The sequence below is a fragment of the Paenibacillus sp. Paensp38 genome (assembly GCF_059491915.1).
Window position 1 is genome coordinate 438013 of the sequence record NZ_CP168516.1, and the last position, 18180, is coordinate 456192.

Annotated in this window: 19 protein-coding genes; 12 read left to right on the plus strand and 7 right to left on the minus strand. The window is 45.8% G+C overall.

Annotation, left to right across the window (positions count from 1 at the left end):
* Positions 1 to 64: 64 nt before the first annotated feature.
* From ACEN8J_RS02065 to ACEN8J_RS02080, 4 genes are all read left to right on the plus strand, one after another.
* Entirely contained in the window at positions 65 to 424 is a 360-nt protein-coding gene (locus ACEN8J_RS02065) for a HesB/IscA family protein (protein ID WP_013311832.1), read from the plus strand.
* Positions 425 to 1027: 603 nt separating this feature from the next.
* On the plus strand, positions 1028 to 1393 hold the full coding sequence (locus ACEN8J_RS02070) for a hypothetical protein (protein WP_340886337.1): 366 nt from the start codon (positions 1028 to 1030) through the stop codon (positions 1391 to 1393).
* A 94-nt stretch (positions 1394 to 1487) separates the two neighbouring features.
* The gene (locus ACEN8J_RS02075; protein ID WP_495594204.1) at positions 1488 to 3014 is read left to right on the plus strand and encodes a sigma-70 family RNA polymerase sigma factor; all 1527 of its coding nucleotides are present in this window, start codon (positions 1488 to 1490) and stop codon (positions 3012 to 3014) included.
* A gap of 183 nt (positions 3015 to 3197) precedes the next feature.
* Positions 3198 to 3641, plus strand: a complete 444-nt coding sequence (locus ACEN8J_RS02080) for a ferritin-like domain-containing protein (protein WP_069012664.1) — start codon at positions 3198 to 3200, stop codon at positions 3639 to 3641.
* Positions 3642 to 3661: 20 nt separating this feature from the next.
* Here ACEN8J_RS02080 and ACEN8J_RS02085 read toward each other — a convergent pair whose 3' ends face one another.
* The gene (locus ACEN8J_RS02085) at positions 3662 to 4369 is read right to left on the minus strand and encodes a DUF421 domain-containing protein (protein WP_069012613.1); all 708 of its coding nucleotides are present in this window, start codon (positions 4367 to 4369) and stop codon (positions 3662 to 3664) included.
* Between the two features lie 193 nt (positions 4370 to 4562).
* On the minus strand, positions 4563 to 5441 hold the full coding sequence (locus ACEN8J_RS02090; RefSeq protein ID WP_029518230.1) for a LysR family transcriptional regulator: 879 nt from the start codon (positions 5439 to 5441) through the stop codon (positions 4563 to 4565).
* 149 nt (positions 5442 to 5590) lie between these two features.
* Between ACEN8J_RS02090 and ACEN8J_RS02095 the strand changes: the two genes are divergently transcribed.
* The 4 genes from ACEN8J_RS02095 to ACEN8J_RS02110 all read left to right on the plus strand — a co-directional run bounded on the left by ACEN8J_RS02095 (position 5591) and on the right by ACEN8J_RS02110 (position 8249).
* On the plus strand, positions 5591 to 6520 hold the full coding sequence (locus ACEN8J_RS02095; RefSeq protein WP_029518231.1) for a DMT family transporter: 930 nt from the start codon (positions 5591 to 5593) through the stop codon (positions 6518 to 6520).
* An 84-nt stretch (positions 6521 to 6604) separates the two neighbouring features.
* Positions 6605 to 7219 carry a hypothetical protein gene (locus ACEN8J_RS02100; protein WP_039272697.1) on the plus strand — a complete coding sequence of 205 codons (615 nt, stop codon included), beginning with the start codon at positions 6605 to 6607 and terminating at the stop codon, positions 7217 to 7219.
* Positions 7220 to 7324: 105 nt separating this feature from the next.
* Positions 7325 to 7615: a hypothetical protein gene (locus tag ACEN8J_RS02105; protein WP_069012616.1), complete on the plus strand. Its 291-nt coding sequence runs from the start codon at positions 7325 to 7327 to the stop codon at positions 7613 to 7615.
* A gap of 313 nt (positions 7616 to 7928) precedes the next feature.
* Positions 7929 to 8249: a hypothetical protein gene (locus ACEN8J_RS02110; RefSeq protein WP_023990165.1), complete on the plus strand. Its 321-nt coding sequence runs from the start codon at positions 7929 to 7931 to the stop codon at positions 8247 to 8249.
* Between the two features lie 157 nt (positions 8250 to 8406).
* Here ACEN8J_RS02110 and ACEN8J_RS02115 read toward each other — a convergent pair whose 3' ends face one another.
* The 3 genes from ACEN8J_RS02115 to ACEN8J_RS02125 all read right to left on the minus strand — a co-directional run bounded on the left by ACEN8J_RS02115 (position 8407) and on the right by ACEN8J_RS02125 (position 10373).
* Positions 8407 to 9264 carry a 1,4-dihydroxy-6-naphtoate synthase gene (locus ACEN8J_RS02115; RefSeq protein ID WP_495594205.1) on the minus strand — a complete coding sequence of 286 codons (858 nt, stop codon included), beginning with the start codon at positions 9262 to 9264 and terminating at the stop codon, positions 8407 to 8409.
* The gene (locus ACEN8J_RS02120) at positions 9265 to 9927 is read right to left on the minus strand and encodes a futalosine hydrolase (protein WP_495594206.1); all 663 of its coding nucleotides are present in this window, start codon (positions 9925 to 9927) and stop codon (positions 9265 to 9267) included. It lies immediately after the preceding gene.
* A gap of 200 nt (positions 9928 to 10127) precedes the next feature.
* Complete coding sequence (locus ACEN8J_RS02125) at positions 10128 to 10373, minus strand: hypothetical protein (protein ID WP_029518236.1); 246 nt, start codon at positions 10371 to 10373, stop codon at positions 10128 to 10130.
* Positions 10374 to 10680: 307 nt separating this feature from the next.
* On the opposite strand from ACEN8J_RS02125, the gene ppk1 reads away from it, so the two are divergent.
* Entirely contained in the window at positions 10681 to 12789 is a 2109-nt protein-coding gene (gene ppk1 / locus ACEN8J_RS02130) for a polyphosphate kinase 1 (RefSeq protein WP_029518237.1), read from the plus strand.
* Here the strand turns inward: ppk1 and ACEN8J_RS02135 are convergent.
* Positions 12749 to 14284 (minus strand): Ppx/GppA phosphatase family protein, encoded by a 1536-nt coding sequence (locus ACEN8J_RS02135; RefSeq protein WP_029518238.1) that lies wholly within the window; start codon positions 14282 to 14284, stop codon positions 12749 to 12751. The two genes, ppk1 and ACEN8J_RS02135, sit on opposite strands and share 41 nt — an antisense overlap.
* A gap of 216 nt (positions 14285 to 14500) precedes the next feature.
* On the opposite strand from ACEN8J_RS02135, the gene ACEN8J_RS02140 reads away from it, so the two are divergent.
* Together ACEN8J_RS02140 and ACEN8J_RS02145 are read left to right on the plus strand one after the other, a co-directional pair.
* A complete protein-coding gene (locus tag ACEN8J_RS02140; protein WP_165148519.1) occupies positions 14501 to 15157 on the plus strand; it encodes a YheC/YheD family protein in 657 nt (218 codons plus the stop codon).
* 282 nt (positions 15158 to 15439) lie between these two features.
* Positions 15440 to 15583, plus strand: coding sequence for a sporulation histidine kinase inhibitor Sda (locus ACEN8J_RS02145; protein ID WP_007431918.1), 144 nt, complete (start codon positions 15440 to 15442; stop codon positions 15581 to 15583).
* 160 nt (positions 15584 to 15743) lie between these two features.
* Here the strand turns inward: ACEN8J_RS02145 and ACEN8J_RS02150 are convergent, their stop codons facing one another.
* Positions 15744 to 16748 (minus strand): NAD(P)/FAD-dependent oxidoreductase, encoded by a 1005-nt coding sequence (locus ACEN8J_RS02150; RefSeq protein ID WP_340933088.1) that lies wholly within the window; start codon positions 16746 to 16748, stop codon positions 15744 to 15746.
* A gap of 231 nt (positions 16749 to 16979) precedes the next feature.
* Between ACEN8J_RS02150 and ACEN8J_RS02155 the strand changes: the two genes are divergently transcribed.
* On the plus strand, positions 16980 to 18170 hold the full coding sequence (locus tag ACEN8J_RS02155; protein ID WP_025724040.1) for an NAD(P)/FAD-dependent oxidoreductase: 1191 nt from the start codon (positions 16980 to 16982) through the stop codon (positions 18168 to 18170).
* Positions 18171 to 18180 lie beyond the last annotated feature (10 nt).

Genomic DNA, 18180 nt, shown 5'->3' on the forward strand with positions numbered 1-18180 from the left:
TGAGCACCTGCAAATAGTGGAGTATACTGAAGGAGAACATGAAGTAAAAGAGGAGGATGGAGCTATGATTAACATCACCGATTCCGCTGCTGAGCGTTTGAAGGATATGCTGGAGCAGCAGGAAACGCCGAATATGTTTTTACGTCTGGGTGTTACGCCAGGTGGTTGCACCGGATTCTCGTATGCAATGGGCTTTGACGACAACGAGACGGATCAGGATATATATATGAACGTACAGGATATGAAGATTGTAGTGGAAAAGGAAAGCATCCGCTACCTGGACGGTCTGGAAATCGACTTTGAAGAGTCTGGAATGTCAGGCGGCTTCACGATTCATAACCCGAATGCCGTAGCTACATGCGGCTGCGGTTCAAGCTTCCGTACAGCTACAGATGCCGGGAAACCGAACGAAGAGCCTTGTTAAGGTAGTTTAAAAGGGTACAATGAAATGAATTGTCTGCAAACCTGCATGATGGGGTGTTAACAATTCGAAAATGTAAATCAAGACCTCCAGAACGGTATAGTCACGTACTATATTCGTCCTGGAGGTCTTTTTTAATATGTAGAGATTACTTACTTAGGATCATTATCACTACGTGTGGATTGGACAAATTTACTCAGGGCATTAAAATGCAACTGTAAAAAGCAAAAGAGCTACGGGTTTAATTTCAATCTTAGAAAAAACACTATATAAAACTAAAAATGCAAAAAAGAGTACTGAGCTATTTACGTTTTGTTTTGTATAAATAGATTTTATAAAATTCATTGTATCACTCTCCAATTTGATTATAAGAATTCAAAACATATAGTATAAGTACCTCATTAACAAAATAGAAGTTAACTTGGTATATATACCATATTGCGAATGTATTCAATGAACGACTTCTTATACATAAATTACAGTATTGCATACAAACATTCAGGACTTATCAAATAAAAAATTCACATTATTTTAATTAGAGTTTTACTTCACTAGAATTTCAGTATAGGAACTTACAATTTAAATTCTGAGGGAGTGAAAGAATATATGAACAATCCAGTTAGTTTAAAAAGGGCTACCATGACATATGGACCTGATGATGATCCTCATATGTATGAATTAATTGAGGGAGTTCTGTATGATCGTAGTTATTTCTTTTATCTTGAACATGGGATACTGTGTCTGCGACATGTAAGAAAGGTAGAACAACCGGACCATCCACATCTTTATGTGGATGGGGAAAGTGGGGGCCTCCAACTAGCGAAGAATGTACAGCGTGGGATTATGGAAGTCGTTACAGAACTGATCGAGCGTTTGCGTAGTAAGGATGGATTGACGTTTTTACTGGACGAACTGCTATGGCTACATGGTCGAAGTCATATTGAACTTAACCTCGTAAAAAATAAAGGATGATATATTTCTGTTGAGAAACTAGCTGATTTGTAACCTTCCTCCACGGAGTTGGCACTTAAGACTAAGAACACGAGAGAAAAGAGGCTAGGGATGTATGAAGGAGTGGGTTGAAAAGGCACGGCAGGGGGATGAAGAAGCGTTCGGGCAGCTAATGCTGCATTTTCGCGGGATGGTCTATGCGGTGTCCTATGACATGCTGAAGGATGTTCATCTCGCGGAAGATGCCGTGCAGGATGCGCTCATAGAAGCTTATCAGAATCTGGAGAAGCTGCAGAACGCGTCCGCTTTTCCAGGCTGGTTCAAGACCATTGTCGTAAGACAGTGCCAGCGAATGCTGCGGCGCAAGCATCATTCGATGCTTCCTCTGGATGAGGCTATGCAGATATCGGGAGGAGTACCGGGTGTAGCAGAAATTGCGGAGCGTAGGGAGGAGAGCCAAGTTCTGCAACAATCGGTGAAGGCACTGTCTGCCAAGCTGCGCGTGCCTCTGCGGCTGTTTTATTTTTACGGCTATTCTCTTCAGGAAATTTCCGATTATCTGGGCACTCCGGTCCCGACGCTTAAGAAGCGGTTGCACGATGCTCGCCGAAAGCTGAAAGGTACACTCCCGGTAGCTGATCTCGTTTCTGTGTTCAATCATTTGTATGAGGGAGGGCAAAACATGCTACATATTGTTAACGGTGATGTTGTAGGCGAGATGTTGAAGCAGGGTGTTGTACAGGGTGATGTGCTTGTATGGAGAGAGGTATATCCGGCAGGACCGATATTTTTAAATCCAGCGGGGGCGGAAGAACGGGCATTGCGGGCCAGGGTCCTAGAAGAATCGATGGGTATTCCGACCAGCGAATATATTACGGGTTGTGAGGAACAGGAGCAGAAACTTCGTGAGTTTATTAAGTATGATGAAGTCGTATTGTGGTTTGAGCATGACCTGTTTGATCAGAGCATGCTCGCCTATCTGCTCCACTGGTTCAAAAGACAGAAACTGGGCCGCACGAAGCTGAGCCTGCTCTGCATTGGGGAGTTTCCGGGAATCGAACGCTTTCATGGCTTGGGACAGCTCACTCCGGCACAGCTTCAGACATTATCCGGTACCTGGCGGACTATTGGGCGGCAAGAAATGGAACTCGGAAGCGAGCTTTGGCAGGCGTATGCTTCTCCTGATCCTGTACAAATGGCTAATCTGCTGGAAAACAAGAAGACAGAATTGGCAGCATCCGGCCTGACTTTTGCCTATGAAGCTTTCACAACGCATCTCAAGCGGCTGCCCTCGGAGCAGAATGGTCTTGGCATTGTGGAACAGACCACGCTTCAGGCCGTTCATAATGAAGTGAATACGGCATTGGAATTGTTTCGTCAGGTAACTGACGTTCTGCATGTGCTTGGCATGGGTGATCTCGAATACTGGAAATTTATTCGTGCTTTGGCGCAAGGCGAACATCCTTTGCTGATCATTGACGGGATTGAGGCGGGCTTGGATTTCAGACAAATTCCGGATTTTCTGAACCGAAAGGTAATTCTGACAGAGTTGGGTAAAGAGGTACTGAATGGATCAGCGGACCGCATTGCAGTTCAAGGGATCGATGAGTGGTTTGGGGGGGCTGCATCTCCATGGACATGAGGTTTCTTGGCGCTGGGATGATGTAGCTGGAGGTTTGATCCGACATTGAAGGATAGCTATCATCAGTATATTCTCCTAATGTTAGGAACCGACATGGGCAGATGCGCATATACTTTCTAAAAACTAACATTAGGAGGAATAAACTTGTATCAAGTACCTTCTTACTGGGGAAATTCATACTATATGCGGGCCGATTTTGTACCGATCTGGAACACAGGATTTCCGAAAGCAGTACAAATGATAAAGGAAGCGGTACAAGGGGAGCGTAACGATGAGTTGTTCTACGATGAATTGATCAATTTGGCACCCTCACAAGAGCAGGTGGCTATTATTGAAAGCATCCGTAATGATGAGCGCGGTCACAATAAAATGTTCAGAGAGATGTATCGGGCTTTGACAGGACAGGAAATTGCAGGCATCAGTAGTGAGCAATATGAGAGGGTGCAATCTTATACAGAAGGTCTACAGCGCGCCTTGATGGGAGAGTTGGGTGCGGTGGAACGATATCGCAACATCTGGTTTGGTTTGCCTGCCGGTATCTATAAGGACACGGTGTACGGTATCATTTTGGATGAGCTTAAGCACGCTGCCAAATACAATTATCTGATTACGTTGAATCTCAGGTAACTATTGACCGAAAGTCAATACTACTCCACATCAATTGGATGCTGGATTTTATCCTTATATTCATCCACATAGAGTTGGCCGTTGCTGCCTTTAACGGCATAGAATACGTCCTCTAACTTTTTGTCGCGGGCCTTCAGTTGAGACAGCAGCCATGATTCGGGAATATGATTGGAGTTTAAATTGCCATGCAAAAGCTGTCCGTCGATTACAAGCTCAATTGGGAACTGTGTGGCATTACCTGCATTCAACTGCAGGTCTTTTAATGTCACGGCTTGCAGTTCCTTTTTCTTTTGAACAGATAGTTTTCCGTTAATCTCAAGGAGGGCGTACTGCACTTCTTCTATATTAAAAATTTCTTTCTGGCGAAGTTGTTGGTTTAAAGAATCCAATGTCATATTATTTTTTTTTAGGTTATCTTCGAGAATGAACCCTCCTTCTATGAGAACGGTGGGTGCTCCCTCTGTCCACATCTTAAAGTTTCTGAATTTCAAAAAAAACTTGGATAAAACATAAGAAGTAATTGTAAAAACAGACAGGGCTATTAATAGGTGGACAACTTCTATTTTTTGGTTAAATGCAAAATTAGCAGCCATAGCTCCTAATATAACTGCCGTTACGAATTCGTGAAAGTTCATATTGGAAAGGGTTTGCTTCCCCAATATTCTCCCAATTAGCATGAGGATAACGAATGCAGAAAAACTTCTGATCAAAATAACGAGATGATCCATGCAAAACCCTCCTAGTTTGAAAATTGCAGGTATTCAGCATATAGGTTACCCGCTGGGATGGGATAATATACCAGTGTAATTAATGCATTATATGTGATGTATAAGCTTATAGGTTAGAAATTTAGCTATTTGGTCGAATGATTTGATTTCTCTGCATATGAATAGACCTCCTTATGTTCATAATCCAATGCTTCTACTGCTTCATATCCGTAAACAGCTCCTGCGCAGTACGCACAAATAACTGTACAGCCAGAGAAGCATTGTGCAGGGATGGTACAGCGATACCGATTTGACGTGTGATCAGAGGTGAAGTCTCCTTGACGGTCAGATCATGGGGGAACGTGGACAAGGCGAGTGAAGAAACAATGCCCATACCCAGTCCTTGTCGAACCATGCTGACCAAGGTGCTGACATTGTGAGTAATGAATTGTGCCTGCAACTGACTTTGTTCGCGTTCAAAACCTTCCATAATGGCGACCTCATGTCCACCTTTACAAAAGATCATATCCTGCTCATTCAAGTCACGGATGGCAATTTTATTGTGCGATTGTAGAGGGTGACCGTCTGGCAGGAGAATAACCATGTCATCCTGACATAATGGGATGATATCTACCTGAGGGTCTGGTAACAGGATGATACCGACTTCGATTTCTCTGGTATGCACCCACTCCTTGACTTCATTCGTGGAGCCTTCATGTAGATCGAAAACAAGGTTCGGATAATGCTGACGAATATGATGAATAATCGGGGGCAGAAAATAGGCTGAGGCAGAAGGAAAGGCACCGATCGTGATCGTGCCCACGTCTAGACCTTTTTCAGCAGCCACCTGCTGCTGTACCTTTTCCATGCTTTGCAGCATCATACGGAATTGCAGCAGTACCTTGTGCCCGATATTTGTCAGCAGCACTCCTTTTTTTCGGTCGCGCAGCAATAGCTGGACACCCAGCTCGTTTTCGATGCTGGCGATGGCATGGCTGACCGCGGGCTGCGTCATATGCAGCTCATGGGCAGTTTGGGTGAAGTTTAGCGTTTCAGCTACACGAACGAAGATCATAATCTGAGTAATGGTCATAAGTGAAAAGTTATCTCCCTTATTGAAAACATTCATTTTATTTATTAGTGACCACAGTATACGCTAGTAAAGCAAAACTTTGCAAACGGCTATTCAGATTTTAGTCGGTAGCAATGAGCGATGAAAAATCTAAGGGAGAGAAGACATCTATGAAAAAATTAACACCTAAAGCTACGTTGTGGCTTGTCTTGATATTAGTGATGGTATGGGGGATCAACTGGCCGTTGACCAAGCTGGCTTTGCCAGATACGCCGCCGATATTTTTTTCAGGAATCCGTACCCTGCTGGGTGGTGTGATTCTGCTATTGTTCGCTATACGTCACCGGGAAACCTTGCGTTTTAGACAGAATGCGTGGACTTATCTTGTGCTGTCCATATTTAATATTGCAGGCTACTATGGCTTGCAGACGGTAGGGCTGCGTTATTTGCCTGCTGGGTTATTTTCCACTTTAGTATTCCTTCAGCCGATCCTGTTGGGATTATTCTCCTGGATGTGGTTAGGGGAGCGCATGTTTCCCCTGAAGGTCATTGGACTGGTACTGGGTTTTGGCGGGGTGATCGTGATTAGCTCTGGTGGAATGGCAGGGCATTTATCTGTACTGGGTATTGTGTTGGGGCTAGCTTCAGGATTGTGCTGGGCGCTCGGAACGATTTATATGAAGAAAAAAAGTCAGCAGCTGGACTCCATTTGGGCGGTGACGATGCAGCTCATTTTGGGAGGGATTATACTCAATGGGATTGGATTTACGACCGAGAAATGGAGCGATATTCACTGGACGACCTCCTTTATCGCAATTCTATTGTTTATTTCGATATTCGTGATTGCGATGGGCTGGATAATTTATTTTAAACTGATCGACAATGGAGATGCAGGAACCGTCGGCTCATATACGTTTATGATTCCGGTGTTGTCCACAGTCTTTAGTATGGTAATGCTCAAGGAATCGCTTACTTTGACGTTTGTTGTGGGGCTGGTGCTGATTGCAGGCAGTGTGTATCTGGTAAATACAGCATCTCCTAGAAAACGAAAGAACCGAAACTCCAGGGCTGATGAAACGAATTCCTGTACAAATGCATAGAAATATGGAATTAGGAAAAATATACTAGATTATCAGAGGAGGGAATAGTAAAATATGACTATATAAGTAGAGAGGAAGTTTGGTATGGGAGAATTAAGCAGTCATGCTCAGTCTGTGGAGCCGCAAGCACATTCTGTTCGTAAGCTCGCAGTTGTAGCAACAGTCATTTCAGGAGTAGCTGTACTAGGATGTATAGCCTTGGCGGTGTGGAATTATAATCTGAATACGAAGGTCAATACTTTAACTAGTGCGAACGCTTCACTAAATAAAACAACACAAGCGTTAACGAAGCAACACAACGATACAGAGGCGCTACTGGGACGAGTTAGATTAACAGCTAACCTGTCAGCCATAACGCATATGTTAGAGCAGACATCTGTCGTTACCGATGATTTTGTATTGGAAAAAGTGACTTTTGATGTAACAGAGGATGGCACGTTGAAGGGTGTGCTACTGAATGTGAACAATCAACCTAATCTTGGTTTTGGCGGTGCTTATCAAGGTTATGGTAAATATAATATGTCCTCAGCTGTATTGACGAAGAAGGCGGAGGAAGTCATAAACATAGCTATGAAAGAGTACGGTACATCTGACAAGCTTCCGGTATGGGATAAGAATACGAGGGTGGAAATGACGGTTCAAAATTATCCGCTTGGGAAGCGGGAAGGCGGCACTTTTAAACTCACCGGTCAGCAATAGGAGGAACCTAATGTATTGATTTTTATGATTTTTTTTACGCAAGGTTTTGTAGAGGGTCTGAGAGAAGGGTATAATGAGCATTATTAGGTCAGGGAGGTAACAGCATTGAGCGTCATTATTTCGCAGCAAATCTCGGCAACGGGCGTGAAGGAATATACGAAGGTGATGAAAACATTTGATTCTCCGTTTACACCTTTAGTTGGACAGAAGATCAGGGACACGGCATTTGGCGATATGCAATATTACGATGTCGAGGACGTATTTATTGATCTAGCGGAGAATGAATATTGGGTTATTCTACCTGCCGTTTTGCTGCATACTGATGATATTGAGGATATACGAGACGCTGTGCGTGAGTATCGTTCACATGGTTGGGAATGTACGAAACCTCTGTAAATGCATACCACTTAGGCATCTATACGGAAACGTCTTTCTTTTGCGAGATAGGCGTTTTTTTGTGTATTTGTGTAGGGGATATTCCTAATGATTGGCATGAAAAGAAAGAATTTATGCTGAAAATGCGCAAATTTTATCATTTTTTATCATAAAACGACAAGTTGGGAAATGAAAACGGCCTTAATGTGTTATACTTAGTATATCAAAGGACAAGAGTCTAAAACGACCGGTAAGGCCCTTTCTTTGAAGAGCCTCTGAAAGGTTCAACGTTTATCCAAAATAAATGGTCAAAAGGAAAAGGGGAAATGCTAACGTGAGAGTGAATTTGAAATTTACCAACAAAGGGCAAGTTGCAGTTGAGAAGTTCAACAATGAGGAGCTTATCGAAATCTTTACCCGCTACATTAAAACGTTAAGCAAGAAGTATGATATCTCGGTTACCGTACCGGAGGATCTGAATGAGCAGATCTTGGAAGAGGGTACCGTGAAGGTCGTGTTGGATAAGATTAATTGTGACATGGACGCTTTTTTCAAGGAGCTGAGCCGGGATATCAAGGTGCCGCTGGTCAAAAGATTGGGTACCAAACTGGATAACGTATTTAAGACCGAGGTTGTCGAGCAGGAACAGAACTAAGGATAGGGATCAAGCGAGTCCGAATGAGGATTCGCCATATGAAATGATAAAACCTCCCGAATGGGGCGCATGGCTAGGCCATGTGCTCGTTCGGGAGGTTTTATATGTTTAAACTACTCTTTTCAGTAGGAAAACATGCAAGGCATGTCTATCCCTTTTAACGTGTTGTTGTGGATGTAGGACGCAGTTGGGCTAAATCAAACGAAGGTACCAGCCCTTCCTGCGCGGCACGACCGAGCAAAGCTTCGATGGCGGCATATCCGCTGTCGCCCAGATTGGCGGTAAAATCGTTAACGTACAGGTCGATATGCGATTGGGCAACATCAGGTGAAAGCTCCTGCGCATGAGACAATACATATTCACGCGAAGCTTCGGGATGCTGCCAAGCGTATTCGACAGAGGCGCGTATCCAGTTTGTGATCGCATCCAGATCCAGCGTACGGCGGGCAATAATAGCTCCGAGCGGGATCGGCAGTCCTGTATCTTCTTCCCACCAGTTCCCCAGATCGACTTGCTTACTAAGCCCGTAGGACGGATACGTGAACCGTGCTTCATGAATAACTAGTCCGGCATCTATCTCCCCGTCACGGACAGCAGGCATGATTTGGTCGAACGGCATCACGACGATCTCGCCGACACCCCCAGGCACATGCTTGGCTGCCCACAGGCGGAACAGCAGATAGGCAGTGGAACGTTCACTCGGAACGGCTACACGCTTGCCGGACAGGGCTTTCGGGCCTTCGACGGTGGAACCTTCCTTGGTCAGCACGAGTGGCCCACAACCCCGGCCCAGTGCGCCCCCGCAAGGCAGCAGGGCATATTCATCCAGTACCCAAGGGAGTGCAGCATACGAAATTTTCATGATATCCAGTCCGTCTGGTGTGATCGCCAGATTGTTGGTGATGTCGATATCGGCGAATGTAATGTCCAGCGCGGGTGCGCCCGGAATCAAACCATGCGCCAGGGCATGGAAGACAAAAGTGTCGTTGGGACAAGGTGAAAAAGCAATTTGCATCTATATAACCTCCGTTAATGTAGAAAATGCGGCTTCCAACGCTTGCAAAGCCTCTTTGATTCGCCAGGCTGCACGGTCACGTGGACCGACAGCATTGGAAATCGTGCGGATTTCCATCGTCGGCAGTTCTAGCCTATTTGCCGCCACGGCCACGCCGTAGCCTTCCATCGCTTCGGCAGCAGCTCCAGGAACGCGTTTGGCCAGCCGTTCCGCTGTTGCCGCCGTACCGGTGGCCGTAGAGACGGTCAGGATCGGCCCCGCGACAGCCATCTGTCCGGCGGCACGCAACGCCTGAACCAATCGCTGCGCGGTGGCAACGTTCACGGCAATTTTGCTTGAGCCGAACCCCAGCTCGTCCACGCTGCTGAAGCCCTCTGCCGTCTCGGCCCCCAGGTCGGCGGCAATGATCGCGTCAGCAACAACGACGCTCTCCAATGCAGCGACCTCCGCGAAGCCGCCACCAATTCCGGCGCTGATGACCAGACGGTAGTCACCAGCCGCCGCCAGTGCTAGCGCGGTTGAAGCCGCCGCGGACGGTGCGCCCACGCCAGCTAGCTCGACCACAAAACGGGTGTCGCCTTTCAGGCCCCGCAGTACAGCTTCCCGTTCGCCTTCAACCGCGGTCATAACCAGGATGCGCTCATCTGATGTTGTATGCTCCATCGGTTGATTCCCCTTTAAATTTAGGTAATATGCTCCCTTATCATACTGCTTTTCGAAACGATGTTCAAAAAAGGTCGACAAAAAAAGCGCTCTGAGGCGCTTTTTGAAAAACTGCAAGATTCAGCAGATATGAAAATCGGTAGTTGTAAACATAAAGCAATTCTAATCTGGAAGAACAGCGCAGGCATAGCATATAATAATTATATCGGCTGATCCTTTGTGATTAGCTGAAACATGGTAATATTGCGGTCATAATGGCTTGGGGTTCCATCTTGATTGCGCACCCGAATCATCTCGCTACTGAATAACTCGATATATCCACAGCCAATCTCACAGTATACACCTGTAGGGTCCTCTTGCCAGACCGTAACGAGGTGTTGAGACAGCGCTGCGGTGAAAAATTCGATGTTTTTTTGCAGTACGCGTGGCGTTTTCTTGGGTTCCATAACGTAAATCCTCCCTATATCATGCCATTTGAAAATCAGCAATTGAACGTGGCTTCTAAGTGGTTACTACACATCATAACGAACATAAACAACAGAAAAAGAAACGGTTTTTCAATCTACTCTATGAAACAGACGTAAACACTGTACCGCTTAATGCTATTTTTGTAAAGCATCCGAATGACCTTTTCAAATATCCAGTTTGTGTTTACACACATTTTACATTGCGTTTACACTGCTGTGATGCTAGTGCGTTTCATCTAATAGTACAATAAAGGGTAACTATACTGCATGAATTGATGGAGGCCATATGTTGATAGAGAGTCAGAATAAGGATAAAGCCGGGTCAGAACGTTACTTTAACCGAGATTTAAGCTGGATTGAATTTAATCGCCGTGTGCTTCAGGAAGCTCAGGATGCAGATACACCGTTGCTGGAGAGAGCCAAATTTTTGGCGATTGTATCTAGCAATTTGGATGAGTTTATGGCTGTTCGTGTTGCAGAGACGCGCGAGAAAATCAAGGCGGGTTTTATGCAAAAGGATTTTACGGGATATACCCCCTCCGGTTTGTACAAACGCCTGATCAAGCGTACTGTCTCAATGGTATCGGAACAATACCGGACCTATCGTGATATTTCTCGCCTCTTGACGAAAAAAGGTCTTTTACTGCTCGAATATGAAGACTTAAATACGACACAGCGCAAGTCGCTGGATGCATATTTTCATGAAATTATATTTCCGGTGCTCACGCCGATGGCGGTCGATCAGAGCCGTCCTTTTCCACTCGTTCACAATAAATACGTATATTTAGCGGTCGTTTTGAGACGTCCGGGGGATACGGAGGAGGATAAACCGCTTTTTGCCATTGTGCAGGTGCCTTCGAATATTCCACGTGTGGTTACAGTGCCGTTACGTTCCAATAGCAAGAAGAAATCATTTATTTTAATTGAGGAACTGATCAAGCATCATATCCAAACGCTGTTCACTGGGTATATCCCAGAGGCCGTTCATGCTTTTCGTGTGACACGTAACTCCGATTTATCCATTAATGAAGAAGAAATCGAAGATTTGCTCGAAGAGATTGAAAAAGAGCTGCGTCGAAGACGACGGGGCGCGCCAGTAAGATTGGAAGTAGAAAAAGGGATTCATCCCTATGCCCTGATGGAGCTTCAACGCGAATTCAAGCTGTTCGACCATGTTTTTGAGGTGGACGGGCCGTTGGATCTGACATTTTTATCGTCTTTTGCCGATCATTTGGAAGGGTATTCGCATTTGAAATTCCCGGCAATCAAACCACTGTATCCGGAAGAACTGCCCCCGCAGGAGGATATTTTCAACGTACTTCGCAAACGGGACGTGCTCGTGTATCATCCGTATGAATCATTCGATGCGGTAACTGATTTTATCATTGAGGCATCAGAGGACCCGGATGTGATGGCAATCAAAATGACCCTGTACCGTGTCAACGGGGAATCGAAGCTGATTCCGGCATTGGCACGTGCGGCCGAATCGGGCAAGCAGGTAACAGTGGTGGTGGAGCTGAAAGCCCGTTTTGACGAGGAACGTAATATTGCCTGGGCGCGTACGCTTGAAAAAGCAGGCTGTCACGTAGTGTATGGGTTGGTTGGCTTGAAGACGCACGCCAAAATCATTCTTGTCATACGCCATGAGCGCAACGCACTCAAACGATATGTGCATGTAGGTACAGGCAATTATAATGAAAGCACGGCGCGTGTGTATACGGATATCGGATTGTTTACGTCGGATCCAGTACTTGGTGAGGATGCCTCCGAACTGTTTAATGAAATCACGGGATTCTCTGCGCTCAAGACTTTGCAAGCTTTTACGGTGGCTCCAACGGGAATGAAGAACAAGCTGTTTGAACTCATCCGTAGGGAAGCAGAGCAAGCATTGGCAGGTAAGCCCGCCCGGATTATTGCCAAGATCAACTCCTTATCCAATCAGGAGATGATCGATGAACTATATGCGGCTTCCCAAGCAGGTGTGAAGATTGATCTTATCATCAGAGGGGTCTGCTGTTTGCGTCCCGGTGTGGAAGGATTCAGCGAGAATATACGTGTCATCAGTATTGTAGACCGCTTTCTGGAGCATTCCAGATTGTTTTATTTTGAAAATGGAGGGAAATCCGAGTTATTTCTGTCCAGTGCGGATTGGATGACGCGCAATTTGACCCGCCGAATTGAACTGATGTGCCCGATTTATGATGACGGGATCAAAGAAATGCTGGCAGATATTCTGCATTTATCGTTAAGGGATAATGTGAAGGCGCGCCAGCTTTTGCCTAATGGCAGCTATCAATTTGTGTCCAGAAACGACAAAGAGGCTCCCATCAGGAGCCAATCTGAAGCGATGAAGGTTAGAAATTGGAAGAAGGTAGAATGGACCACGACAATGTGAGGTTCCACGCCTTTTGGAAATCTTTCGCAACGGATTCTAGTTCTCGTTGTTCTAATATGGGTTCACTCTTGCTTTCCAAACGAAGATGCATTGCGTCATCCCCTGTAGTAGGATTGATGCTGGTAATCATTCCGGACTCACTCCGATCCATGCCAATCGCGAGCTGGAGCAGCGAGCCGAGCCGATGTACACGTTCCTCGTCGGAAGGCTCCAAAATATCCGCATGTGTGCGTAGCAAACGGGGGGTCCGGTTCTTGGGATGGTAATCCGCGATCAACGCGGCTAGTACCGTTTCCCTATGGGATAGACCGCCAATGCCTGCATGTAAGATCCAGAACACGGAATTCTGGCGAAAATGATAGTAATTCAAGGCAGCTCCCGTTTTGTAAAGAGTTGCTGCGGTCAGTAACAAACGTTTGTCCATAGCAGCTGAGGTTCCGCTAGCTAATGTGTCATAGAGCCGGACGGCGTACTCGTTAACCCGCTTGACATGCGCTTCGCTAACCGGGACAGCAAACGAAAGGATATTGCGAATGGATGTGATAAGCGGATTAGCTACCACGGGCTGTTCAGCGTTGACCAGCTCATGAAATAGGCCGTCTCGCAGACCCGCTCCACTGACCAGATACGCGGAGCCTTGAGCAGCTTCAAATATCGTTTTCAATATAATAAGACCCGGTACAATGATGTCGGCTCTGTCCTTGGACAGGCCGGCTGTTTTTTTGCGTTTTTCATAGGGAAGATGGGGCAGACTGCCATAGAAGTAATCGACATCTTCTATCGTCATTTCGTAATGGTGCGTCACAGGAAGTGAGTAATCCTGCCGCTTCTGATTGATTTTAGCCAAAGTACGCAGGGTCCCACCTAGCCCGATGAATGGCAGATCCGGATTGGAGAAGATCCAATCATGATTTTGCAGTGAAGAACGGACAAAGCTCTCCATTTCCTCAATCTGCTGAGGAGACCATTCGCCATTCTTGACCTCACGTCCAAAGCGCCAGTTCATATTGACGGCGCCAAAGGGAAATGACACCGTATGCAGTCGCTTTCGATCGCGGAACAGCGTAATTTCGGTACTGCCACCCCCGATGTCAATGATGATTCCATCACTCACATTCATAGTGTTCACTACACCCAGAAAACCGGCATAGCCTTCTTGCTCTCCGCTCAGTATTTCCAGTGTTAAATTTGTCTCCTCCGCAATCCATTGGACGATTTCGTCCGAATTCGTGGCATTGCGGATGGCTGCTGTTGCTGCTGCACGCATACGGACAACCCCGTGCATATGGCATACCGCCATAAATTGGCGCAACAATGGAGCGATGCTTCGAATCGCCTCCCGTTCCATACGGCCGTTGGCCCCAACCTTTTCGCTCAGTCGGGCAGCTTCTTTGCATTCCTGCACAATGCGATAGGCTCCTGTCTCTGTCATTTCATAGATCACCAGACGTATGGAGTTTGAGCCAATGTCCATGATGCCAATTTTGCTATTCATGAGTTGACCTCCTTGTTGAAAAACGATTTGGCGGTAATTTCCGCTGTTCCGTGCAAATGGTAGTAGATTATTGTCATTGTACCAGTGATATTCGGTGCATGCTACCGTTCGCCATGATCTTGTCGAAATAGACACATGCCGCGGACAATCATCCAAGAATAGAACATTCCTGTTGAGTATGTATAAGTATACCTGACGGCGAAAGGAGAGGGTTAGATGAGACAACTTGCAAGCAAATGGCTAAAGACGAAGGCGCTGCTCCACCATCCACATACCGCCGTTTATATACCGGAAACCTGTCTATATAGTGAAGATCAATTGCGCATGATGCTGCGGCGGCATGCTTTTGTGTTTATAAAACCTGTAAAAGGAGGCGGAGGAATCGGAGTCATGCGTGTGGCAAAGGAGCGTAGGGGATACACCTGCACGCGTATGGAGCACACGCACCGGTTCAGTCATTTTAGAGCACTTGTAATCGGAATCCATAAGCTCCGAATCCAACGCCCATATCTCATTCAACAAGGGATCCAACTGGCAAGTATTCAAGGTAGACCTGTCGACTATCGAGTCAAAGTTGTGAAGGAAGGGCAGAGATGGGATTTTCGTGCGGTAGTTGCACGTCATGCTCGTCCCGGACTGGTCATTACGAATCTGTGCAGAGGGGGAACTTTGCTGAAGGGAACAGATGCGCTTCGAATGATATATCCCCGGCGGCTTGCTACGCGAAAGCGGCGAGAGATCATTGAACTTACACAGCGCTGTATTCCTGTGCTGGAAAAAAGGTTTCCTGGGATTGGACAACTAGGATTTGATTACGGGCTTGATCAGAATGGAAGGGTATGGATTTTAGAGGTTAATACAAGACCTCAATAAATTTCTGTTTTCTTCAATAAAATCCCAATTTAATCTATTAACAAGACGCTAAATATAATATATTTGTATAAATAATAAAAATATTTTTTTTGTGTTCAAGCTTCAAAATTCTGTGTATAAATATTGTCCACATTATCCCCTGTCACATATAAGGGTTAACGACACTTACCAACAATTTATACACAGGATTTCCACAATTGGCTGTGGATAACAGAACGCTTGTTCCGTTTTTGGTATTTTGATAGAATAGATTTTGAAATAAAAGGAAAGGTTGTGTCGAGGATGGCTATGCTGACGGATGAGATGCTTTTGGATTCCTATCAGATGGCAATCGAGCTTAAACTTGAATGTGACTTCATTGCACTGTTGCTGGCTGAAATTCACAAAAGAAATCTAGAGATGAATACAGCCGTAGTCCTTCATTAGACCGGACAAGCTCTCGTACTGCGACTGTAAAGTCATTCAGGGTTCGAATGGCTTTACAGACAATCACTGCAACGAATAGGCACACCGTAAAAAAGGGTATTTCACTCCAAACATTCAAATTTGGAGTAAAATACCCTTTTTTGTCATAGTCTAAACTAGACTACAATTTCATGTTACTGCTGTGACCAGGAGACAACTTGGCATCTGGATCTACATAGACCTTGGCGTTGTTGACTGCCGTAGGGGCTTCACCAAAGCCGACCGCAATCAGCTTGAGCTTGCCTGGATAGGTTGTAATATCTCCTGCGGCGAAAATGCCGGGAATATTGGTTTCCTGGCGAGAATCGACCACGATGGAATTACTTTCGATTTCAATTCCCCATTCAGCAATCGGGCCAAGTGTGGATACAAATCCAAAGTTAACGATCACATCGTCCACTTCGATTTCCTGTGTTTCTTTGGTTTTTACATGAGCAAGAGTGACTTTCGTAATCGTGTCTTCTCCATGCAATTCTGTAATTTCCGTTGGTGTAATAACATTTACTTTGGATGCCAGGAGGTTTTCGACACTGTGTTCATGCGCACGGAATTTGTCGCGGCGGTGAATCAATGTAACCTGTTCTGCAATTGGTTCCAGCATGAGTGCCCAGTCTACGGCAGAGTCACCGCCACCACTGATTAGCACTTTTCGGCCTGCAAATTTGCTCAGGTCGCTAACAAAGTAATGCAGGTTCGTTTTTTCAAAATGTTCGGCACCTGGAAGCTCCAGTCTGCGCGGCTCGAAAGCACCAACACCAGCGGTAATAATAACCGCCTTACCATGATACTCGCCACCTTTGTCTGTTTTTACAATGAAGTGGCGTTCTTCTTTTTTCTCTAACGATACGACTTTCTCTTCTAGCTGCACTTCTGGATTAAAGTGGTTCATTTGTTGAACCAAATTGTTGACCAGTTCCTGTGCAGTTACTTTAGGAAAGCCAGCAACGTCATAAATATATTTTTCAGGATAAAGGGCTGCAAGCTGGCCGCCCAGTTGGGGCATACTTTCAATTAAGGTGACGGATGCCTGACGCATTCCTCCGTAAAAAGCGGCGAAAATACCGGCTGGACCGCCTCCAATAATGATCAGATCGCGGATCTCCGCGCCTGTGGATTGAGTTGTCACTCTAAAAACACCTCCGAAAGGGATAGTATGGAATTTGTAATTATTGAATCAGCCGCATAGAGGTTCAGATAGCCGCCGAACGCATGATTCACTGTTTATCATTATAAACTGCCAGGTTCCGCTTGCAAAGTTAAAGCTATTAATATTTGATGAAGACTTTTTTGTGAGTGTAAATTAACCGTTTTGAGAGAACAGCTTCGAATAATTATGTATATCGGAAGGGGTAAAAGCATGAGCAGTATTCCCAAAATTGTCATTGTGGGCGCCGGATATGGCGGTATATTGACGGCTCAGCAATTGCAAAAGGAGCTCAAGCACAATGAGGCGGATGTCACGCTGATCAACCGTCATGATTACCACTATATTACGACACATCTTCATATGCCTGCGGCAGGTACGGATACGATTGAGCATTCAAGGATTCCGATTGCGCAGCTAATCGATGAGTTCAAGGTGGATTTAGTCAAAGGAACGGTTAAGGAAATCATACCAAAGGAGAAAAAAATCGTGCTGGAGGACGGCTCGCTGTCCTATGATTATTTGGTCATTGGACTAGGCGGGGAGCCAGAAACATTTGGCATTCCGGGGATGGATAAGTTTGCGCTGACGATTCGCAGTATTAACTCCGTTCGCCTGATTCGGGAGCATATTGAATACCAGCTGGCCCTGTATAAAAATGATGGTAAACCAGGTCGCCTCAATTTCGTCGTAGGGGGCGCCGGTTTTAGCGGCATTGAGTTTGTGGCGGAGTTGGCGGATCGTTTGCCACAGCTGGCTAGAGCTTATGACATCGACTTTAACCGGATTCAAATCATTAACGTCGAGGCAGCTCCTACGGCACTGCCGGGGTTTGATCCTGAACTGGTGGAGTATGCGATGGATGTCCTTAAGCGTAAAGGGGTCACCTTCCGCATTGGAATTCCGATTAAGGAATGCTTGCAGGATGGTGTAATCGTTGGTGAGGGTGAGAAAATCGAAGCCTGCACGGTGGTCTGGACGGGAGGGATTCGTGGAAACGGATTAATTGAGAAAGCTGGATTCGAAGTGATGCGTGGAAGGGTGAAAATCGACGATTTTCTGCGTGCACCGGGCCACGATGATATTTTTATTATCGGGGACAGCTCCTTGATGTTTAATCCCGAAGGACGCCCTTATCCACCGACTGCCCAAATTGCGATGCAGCAAGGGGTCCTTTGTGCCAAGAATCTGGCCGCTACTCTTCGCAAAAAGGAGCTGCACAAGTTCGTATTTTCCAATAAAGGGACGGTTGCTTCGCTTGGAAAAGGCGAAGCCGTCGCCGTGGTGGGCAAACGCAAAATAAAAGGTTGGGTGGCCGCACAATTGAAAAAAATTGTCGATCTCCGCTATCTGTTCATCATTGGCGGAATTCCACTGGTACTGAAAAAAGGACGGTTTTTCTAAGGCAAAAAGG

What these genes read in the sequence shown, in the direction of transcription:
- ACEN8J_RS02120 (WP_495594206.1), bottom strand. Translation starts at nt 9,927, where the DNA reads ATGGAGCATACAACATCAGATGAGCGCATCCTGGTTATGACCGCGGTT.
- ACEN8J_RS02135 (WP_029518238.1), bottom strand. Translation starts at nt 14,284, where the DNA reads ATGAATAGCAAAATTGGCATCATGGACATTGGCTCAAACTCCATACGT.
- ppk1 (WP_029518237.1), top strand. Translation starts at nt 10,681, where the DNA reads ATGTTGATAGAGAGTCAGAATAAGGATAAAGCCGGGTCAGAACGTTAC.
- ACEN8J_RS02085 (WP_069012613.1), bottom strand. Translation starts at nt 4,369, where the DNA reads ATGGATCATCTCGTTATTTTGATCAGAAGTTTTTCTGCATTCGTTATC.
- ACEN8J_RS02140 (WP_165148519.1), top strand. Translation starts at nt 14,501, where the DNA reads ATGAGACAACTTGCAAGCAAATGGCTAAAGACGAAGGCGCTGCTCCAC.
- ACEN8J_RS02065 (WP_013311832.1), top strand. Translation starts at nt 65, where the DNA reads ATGATTAACATCACCGATTCCGCTGCTGAGCGTTTGAAGGATATGCTG.
- ACEN8J_RS02155 (WP_025724040.1), top strand. Translation starts at nt 16,980, where the DNA reads ATGAGCAGTATTCCCAAAATTGTCATTGTGGGCGCCGGATATGGCGGT.
- ACEN8J_RS02095 (WP_029518231.1), top strand. Translation starts at nt 5,591, where the DNA reads ATGAAAAAATTAACACCTAAAGCTACGTTGTGGCTTGTCTTGATATTA.
- ACEN8J_RS02145 (WP_007431918.1), top strand. Translation starts at nt 15,440, where the DNA reads ATGGCTATGCTGACGGATGAGATGCTTTTGGATTCCTATCAGATGGCA.
- ACEN8J_RS02075 (WP_495594204.1), top strand. Translation starts at nt 1,488, where the DNA reads ATGAAGGAGTGGGTTGAAAAGGCACGGCAGGGGGATGAAGAAGCGTTC.
- ACEN8J_RS02070 (WP_340886337.1), top strand. Translation starts at nt 1,028, where the DNA reads ATGAACAATCCAGTTAGTTTAAAAAGGGCTACCATGACATATGGACCT.
- ACEN8J_RS02125 (WP_029518236.1), bottom strand. Translation starts at nt 10,373, where the DNA reads ATGGAACCCAAGAAAACGCCACGCGTACTGCAAAAAAACATCGAATTT.
- ACEN8J_RS02080 (WP_069012664.1), top strand. Translation starts at nt 3,198, where the DNA reads ATGCGGGCCGATTTTGTACCGATCTGGAACACAGGATTTCCGAAAGCA.
- ACEN8J_RS02100 (WP_039272697.1), top strand. Translation starts at nt 6,605, where the DNA reads ATGGGAGAATTAAGCAGTCATGCTCAGTCTGTGGAGCCGCAAGCACAT.
- ACEN8J_RS02115 (WP_495594205.1), bottom strand. Translation starts at nt 9,264, where the DNA reads ATGCAAATTGCTTTTTCACCTTGTCCCAACGACACTTTTGTCTTCCAT.
- ACEN8J_RS02090 (WP_029518230.1), bottom strand. Translation starts at nt 5,441, where the DNA reads ATGACCATTACTCAGATTATGATCTTCGTTCGTGTAGCTGAAACGCTA.